General features: G+C 50.2%; 1 protein-coding gene and 1 CRISPR repeat array. The gene reads left to right on the forward strand.

The features are described 5' to 3' along the window. Positions 1–54 precede the first annotated feature (54 nt). A CRISPR array of direct repeats spans positions 55–6,745; the repeat unit is 28 nt; unit sequence GTTCCCTGCCGCACAGGCAGCTTAGAAA. A gap of 291 nt (positions 6,746–7,036) precedes the next feature. Further along, positions 7,037–7,867, forward strand: a complete 831-nt coding sequence (locus B3D59_RS09155; RefSeq protein ID WP_286819175.1) for a Fic family protein — start codon at positions 7,037–7,039, stop codon at positions 7,865–7,867. The last annotated feature ends 18 nt before the right edge of the window (positions 7,868–7,885 follow it).

The raw sequence follows: 7,885 nt of genomic DNA on the forward strand, positions 1-7,885 counted from the left end.
TGCCGCACAGGCAGCTTAGAAATTCCGTCAATATCCGCTTTATAAGCGTAAAAAGTTCCCTGCCGCACAGGCAGCTTAGAAATTATAAATAGGCTGGTCCGGAATTTGGTAGGAGTTCCCTGCCGCACAGGCAGCTTAGAAAGGATGCCGGACCAATTTTCGGTGTCATCATCTGTTCCCTGCCGCACAGGCAGCTTAGAAAAAATCGAGACGATATTACCGATTCTGTAACATGTTCCCTGCCGCACAGGCAGCTTAGAAATTCAAACTCTGATGTCAATTGATACGGATAACGTTCCCTGCCGCACAGGCAGCTTAGAAAATCGCAAAGGGGCTTGATATGATCCACCACGAGGTTCCCTGCCGCACAGGCAGCTTAGAAAAAAAAATAGCAATTGGTTTTCCATTGGTCAACGTTCCCTGCCGCACAGGCAGCTTAGAAAACTGATATCATACTATCAAACATTTTAATCTCGTTCCCTGCCGCACAGGCAGCTTAGAAAGCATTGGCACTGGCTCAATATGCGTCGTAAAAGTTCCCTGCCGCACAGGCAGCTTAGAAAAGCGTCAGCAATCGCTGAACAAAATGCAAAAAGTTCCCTGCCGCACAGGCAGCTTAGAAAGGTAGAAACTCAAGACGGCGAACTTAAAAAGCGTTCCCTGCCGCACAGGCAGCTTAGAAATGGCTCACGGTTCCATTGTCGCCGAATTCACTGTTCCCTGCCGCACAGGCAGCTTAGAAAAAGAGGGCATCGGTATATTCTCAAACGGATTTGTTCCCTGCCGCACAGGCAGCTTAGAAAGTCCGCCGTAACGTCCCAAAGGATGGTCTGGAGTTCCCTGCCGCACAGGCAGCTTAGAAATGCTGGCCGAATGCGGCAGCTTTGCTACCCTTGTTCCCTGCCGCACAGGCAGCTTAGAAAAGCAGAAATCTAAACAAAACCGCCCGGTCTACGTTCCCTGCCGCACAGGCAGCTTAGAAAGGTGACACCGTCCACATACCTAATCCTTATCCGTTCCCTGCCGCACAGGCAGCTTAGAAAGTTTTATTACGCATCCGGATTTAAAATCATAAGTTCCCTGCCGCACAGGCAGCTTAGAAAAGGTTTGCGCCGTCGGCATCCGGGAATTCCATGTTCCCTGCCGCACAGGCAGCTTAGAAAGAAACATTGGCACAGGACCGTGCCGAGGCTGAGTTCCCTGCCGCACAGGCAGCTTAGAAAGTCGAGTGTAAGGCCGCGCAAATGAAGCATTTGTTCCCTGCCGCACAGGCAGCTTAGAAAACAGCCCCCGCCATCGAGCCGATAACAAGGGAGTTCCCTGCCGCACAGGCAGCTTAGAAAGGAATCAGAACCCGCACAAAATGTTTGGCCGTGTTCCCTGCCGCACAGGCAGCTTAGAAACAATACGCATGGCGTCGGAGCATCGTCAAGAAGTTCCCTGCCGCACAGGCAGCTTAGAAAGTTGACGGATTTGTTGTTCTTGAGCCGCGCTAGTTCCCTGCCGCACAGGCAGCTTAGAAAACATAGTTTTGAGTATTGCTTGGTGACGCCTGGTTCCCTGCCGCACAGGCAGCTTAGAAACAATATGAGATAGAAACAAATGCAAACCAGGAGTTCCCTGCCGCACAGGCAGCTTAGAAAAAGATCGGTTCGGCAGGTGATTCTGCCGAGATGTTCCCTGCCGCACAGGCAGCTTAGAAAACCGAATCATGTCGAAGCAGCAACAAAGGCTTGTTCCCTGCCGCACAGGCAGCTTAGAAATGCTGAATATTTCAGAATAAAAGAGTGCGATGGTTCCCTGCCGCACAGGCAGCTTAGAAAAAGTAGCATTTTTTCCCGTCTGTCCACCCGGCGTTCCCTGCCGCACAGGCAGCTTAGAAAAATAGCATCCGGATCTTCTGGGAACTGTTACCGTTCCCTGCCGCACAGGCAGCTTAGAAATGCCGAACCTATCTGGGCATAATTACCTGCCGGTTCCCTGCCGCACAGGCAGCTTAGAAATTCTCAAATCCGTTTATAAGTTCCATATACGCGTTCCCTGCCGCACAGGCAGCTTAGAAATCCACCGCCGGATGACGAAATACCATTTTGATGTTCCCTGCCGCACAGGCAGCTTAGAAAAACCAGGAATATATCGACATCACCCCGGGCCCGTTCCCTGCCGCACAGGCAGCTTAGAAATGCTCTTTTGTCAGAAGCGTATGCCGATTTTCGTTCCCTGCCGCACAGGCAGCTTAGAAATTCTGGTGCCCTGCCTTCCGGCTCGACTGGAGGTTCCCTGCCGCACAGGCAGCTTAGAAATGAACTTGGATAAACTTGCGTCCAGGCAAGAAGTTCCCTGCCGCACAGGCAGCTTAGAAATGTCTCGTCAGCGTCAACAACTATTCCTGCATGTTCCCTGCCGCACAGGCAGCTTAGAAAATGTCAGGGTTGAGTGATGACTCAAGAGTGTCGTTCCCTGCCGCACAGGCAGCTTAGAAAATGCAGCCAAGGTTGCAGCAACAGAGCAATCAGTTCCCTGCCGCACAGGCAGCTTAGAAAAAATCCGACGGCAGCTTTTAAGTTCAATACCTGTTCCCTGCCGCACAGGCAGCTTAGAAAACAGGTTTTGACTCCTCCAGTCGAGCCGGAAGGTTCCCTGCCGCACAGGCAGCTTAGAAAACTCGATGCTGATTTGATGTCGAATCATAGCCGTTCCCTGCCGCACAGGCAGCTTAGAAATATTATATCCTGTGCCGTCTTTGTAATTTGGGGTTCCCTGCCGCACAGGCAGCTTAGAAAGCTGAAACCAACGCCCCACAAAAACAGGATGCGTTCCCTGCCGCACAGGCAGCTTAGAAATGATCCTAAAAAACCATGGGAGAGATTGAAAAGTTCCCTGCCGCACAGGCAGCTTAGAAATCGATCCCAGCAAGCAGGGGGATGATTATCAAGTTCCCTGCCGCACAGGCAGCTTAGAAAGGTCGAAGAGCACAACGAATCCGCAGGCTGCCGTTCCCTGCCGCACAGGCAGCTTAGAAATTTTTAAATAGTAATCCGTATAAGCAGGCATTGTTCCCTGCCGCACAGGCAGCTTAGAAATTTTGAACCCTGCCCGTTACAATTCGGACGGGGTTCCCTGCCGCACAGGCAGCTTAGAAACTGAGTGGGTAGTAAGCTGATGACAACGACTTGTTCCCTGCCGCACAGGCAGCTTAGAAATTACTCTTGCCGGGACATTCCCTTTTTTGAATGTTCCCTGCCGCACAGGCAGCTTAGAAAAGTTACTTGATTGTTTGTGCCACCGCTGATTCGTTCCCTGCCGCACAGGCAGCTTAGAAATTGACCCGGTCATTTATTGCGCCCAGGCTTGTGTTCCCTGCCGCACAGGCAGCTTAGAAATTTATTGCTTCGAGAAACACAGGCATCTTGGTGTTCCCTGCCGCACAGGCAGCTTAGAAACGAATGCTCGGGGCTTGCCAGTTCGTCCATAAGTTCCCTGCCGCACAGGCAGCTTAGAAACAAGACCGCCGTCAACAGAACAAAGAGACTCAGTTCCCTGCCGCACAGGCAGCTTAGAAATGCCGAATTCGGCCAAAAAGGTCTCATAATGTGTTCCCTGCCGCACAGGCAGCTTAGAAAGTACGGAGAAACGAAAGACATTTCGCAATCCCGTTCCCTGCCGCACAGGCAGCTTAGAAATGCTGGAGTCATAGGGCATATGGGCCGAACTAGTTCCCTGCCGCACAGGCAGCTTAGAAACTATACCGTAAACTTAAAAAATATAAGCCTACGTTCCCTGCCGCACAGGCAGCTTAGAAAGTTCCTCCCTTATAATATCTTTACATATTCCAGTTCCCTGCCGCACAGGCAGCTTAGAAATTTAGAAGTTGGAGTTCCTCATTCAATAAAGAGTTCCCTGCCGCACAGGCAGCTTAGAAACTAACTAAAAGATCAATTTCATTTGTAGACTGGTTCCCTGCCGCACAGGCAGCTTAGAAAAGTCAATGCAATTCACAGGAAACGTGCCGAAGGTTCCCTGCCGCACAGGCAGCTTAGAAAAAAACAGGCCGGCGACTATACACCCAGCAAGGGTTCCCTGCCGCACAGGCAGCTTAGAAAGCTCTTTGGCCCGGTCTCAAGTTCTGTCTGATGTTCCCTGCCGCACAGGCAGCTTAGAAATCTATAGCCTTTAATGTAGCCCTAAGTCTCCTGTTCCCTGCCGCACAGGCAGCTTAGAAATTTGACACTATTTGAGGAGGCCCAAAGCTTTAGTTCCCTGCCGCACAGGCAGCTTAGAAATGTAAAAGCCCCCACGACCAGCGCCCATAGGCGTTCCCTGCCGCACAGGCAGCTTAGAAATCGATGATGCGGTGCAGGTGAGATTTTTGGAGGTTCCCTGCCGCACAGGCAGCTTAGAAAAAAGGCCCTCCTGGGCCTTCGTAAAAAGAATCGTTCCCTGCCGCACAGGCAGCTTAGAAATGTCGTCGACGTTACGCGTGTCGTTGATTGGAGTTCCCTGCCGCACAGGCAGCTTAGAAAGTCAACGGAACACAACGAATCAGCAGGCTGCCGTTCCCTGCCGCACAGGCAGCTTAGAAATGGATGTCAGGGCCAACGAGGCCGCCGTCAACGTTCCCTGCCGCACAGGCAGCTTAGAAAGCCATGGTAACAAAAACCATGTCGTTATCGGTGTTCCCTGCCGCACAGGCAGCTTAGAAATTAAAAAGGTTCAAAACGATCTGTTTAAAGAAGTTCCCTGCCGCACAGGCAGCTTAGAAAAGGGTATCCGGAGCAGAATCCACGATAGACGCGTTCCCTGCCGCACAGGCAGCTTAGAAAGATGTATGGAATTTGCTGGCAAATTTTTAAAAGTTCCCTGCCGCACAGGCAGCTTAGAAAACCCGCCGCCGTCGTATTTTGATTTTTTTGCCGTTCCCTGCCGCACAGGCAGCTTAGAAATTGGGCATATAGGATATCAATCTCAAGTTCCCGTTCCCTGCCGCACAGGCAGCTTAGAAATATTTCAAGATCGAGTGTCCGATATCAAAACCGTTCCCTGCCGCACAGGCAGCTTAGAAAGTATTATCCCCATGATTCAATCATCTCCCCGTGTTCCCTGCCGCACAGGCAGCTTAGAAAACTGCAAAAACACAGGCCACGGCGCGAATCGGGTTCCCTGCCGCACAGGCAGCTTAGAAAAGGTACCGGACAATTTCCCGCTGACTTTTAAAAGTTCCCTGCCGCACAGGCAGCTTAGAAAAACAAAATTATGTGCGCATTCTGTTTTCCCTGGTTCCCTGCCGCACAGGCAGCTTAGAAAAACATCATTGCGCAGGCCCATGTCCCAATAGTGTTCCCTGCCGCACAGGCAGCTTAGAAAACTTTATTGATACGTTTACACCTGAGAAGGATGTTCCCTGCCGCACAGGCAGCTTAGAAAATTTTTTAATTCATAGAAAACTTCAGCTTTTAGTTCCCTGCCGCACAGGCAGCTTAGAAAGAATTTGGATCAATGCGTTGATCATACAGTCTGTTCCCTGCCGCACAGGCAGCTTAGAAATCTGTGTTTTCGCCGAGGCTGTCATAGATGGAGTTCCCTGCCGCACAGGCAGCTTAGAAATTAACCCTATCCTGTCTCACGACTGTCCTTTCGTTCCCTGCCGCACAGGCAGCTTAGAAAACTGATAAAATGCAAGGACAGGATCTTCCTCCGTTCCCTGCCGCACAGGCAGCTTAGAAATCCATCTTTGCGCCGGTCAATGATGAGGGTGAGTTCCCTGCCGCACAGGCAGCTTAGAAATACTATTTGCAACACGGCGAAGCCGGACGCCCGTTCCCTGCCGCACAGGCAGCTTAGAAAACCCAGCTTGTCTCACTGCCTTTACCTGCACTGTTCCCTGCCGCACAGGCAGCTTAGAAAAGGCTTGATTTCGGCGCTTATCGGTGCATCTGGTTCCCTGCCGCACAAGCAGCTTAGAAATTTGGCAAAAAGCTGCCGTAGTATTTTCTCAGGTTCCCTGCCGCACAGGCAGCTTAGAAATGATTCAGCCAGAGTCCTTTTAAGCTCAAGCAGTTCCCTGCCGCACAGGCAGCTTAGAAAGGGTGCAGGAATGTCAAAATGGACATTGATCTGTTCCCTGCCGCACAGGCAGCTTAGAAATCTCAACTCCGGGGGCCCCGCTGGATTTCCTCGTTCCCTGCCGCACAGGCAGCTTAGAAAGCTATTGACTCTTTGCGCCGTGTCGAAGAGCGGTTCCCTGCCGCACAGGCAGCTTAGAAACCAGAAAAGTATCAATATCCGCCTGCGGCTGTTGTTCCCTGCCGCACAGGCAGCTTAGAAAAATTGCAATTTATCAGGGTTGGCTTTTGATTTGTTCCCTGCCGCACAGGCAGCTTAGAAATATATCCGTGGTCAAACTGTTGGCGGTAATTAGTTCCCTGCCGCACAGGCAGCTTAGAAAAGTGTGAAAGTGGCGAAGGGCTACGTCTTCGCGTTCCCTGCCGCACAGGCAGCTTAGAAAGGATTGATGCGGAAACTAAAGCTAAGCTTAATGTTCCCTGCCGCACAGGCAGCTTAGAAAGATGGCCTTTGTCGGGGACACCCTGCCGGGGGGTTCCCTGCCGCACAGGCAGCTTAGAAAAAGTAAATTATGGAGATATGGCTAAAATCGTGGTTCCCTGCCGCACAGGCAGCTTAGAAAAGATAAACGGCGGGTATCCATCAAGATCCACAATTTCCTGCCGCACAGGCAGATTAGAAATGTCAAATCAAAGTGAGTACGGACTCAAAAAATGATGCCGGTTTTCTTAAAACTGTTTTTACCTATATTATTTGAAAGTAACGCATCTTCGACACCCCCGGAAGGCAGTTTGAGTGTTAAAATAATCTGGTGAAAACACAACAATAAATCTGGTCTATATTCTTTTGGAAAAGTTTGATCGTACCTTGCAGGTCAATTCCTATGGTTCTTTTGATGAAAACAAGCTAAAAATGGATCTTAACAGTTTAACACCCAAAAGCATTAATATATTTTAAATTGAAACCACGCTTCATGAATTTTTTACAAAACCTGGACAAAGACCTCCAAAAAGCCCTGATAACCCAATTGCGCAACCTGTGGACCTACACCTCCACAGCCATTGAGGGCAATACCCTGACTCTCGGGGAGACCGCATTTGTCCTTGAGGAGGGCTTGACCATTTCGGGCAAATCCCTGAAAGACCATGAGGAAGTGGTGGGACACGCCAGGGCCATTGATATTATCTATGGCCTGCTGGACCAGGGAACTCCTTTTAATGAAGAGGCATTATTCAACCTTCACAAAGCGGTTCAGACAGATGTGATCGTTGACATATATAAACCTGTGGGCAGGTGGAAAAAAGAGCCCAATTCAACGGCTGAGGTAGTTGATGAGAAACAGGTGATTTTTGAATATGCGGCACCCCAAGATGTGCCGCAACTTATTAAACAATGGTTTAAGCTGTATCACAAGCTTATGGCGGCTGCTGTGCCCGGGGACAAAGAAAAGGCGTTGCAGGCCTATCTTGCACTTCATGTCTCCTTTGTCCGCATTCACCCCTTTTTTGACGGAAACGGCAGGATGGCAAGACTTGTGGCCAACCTGCCGGTGCTAAAGGCCGGTCTGCCGCCAGTCATTATTCCAAGGGAACAGCGCAAAGCTTATATTGATGCCCTGTCTCAATACCATTACGCCGTTGGACAGATTGAAAAGGGGGGAGAACTTCTGCCGGAACCGGAGACCTTAAAACCCTTTGCTGCCTTTTGTGAACAGGTCTGGCATATATCCATGGATCTTGTGGATGAAATTCATAGAACCCAGAGGAATCGATCCGGTAAGAATACTTATATTTTCATTCAGTAGTGTCCGGTTAGGTTCTTG

Source organism: Desulfobacter sp. UBA2225, assembly GCF_002348205.1.
Lineage (GTDB): Bacteria > Desulfobacterota > Desulfobacteria > Desulfobacterales > Desulfobacteraceae > Desulfobacter > Desulfobacter postgatei.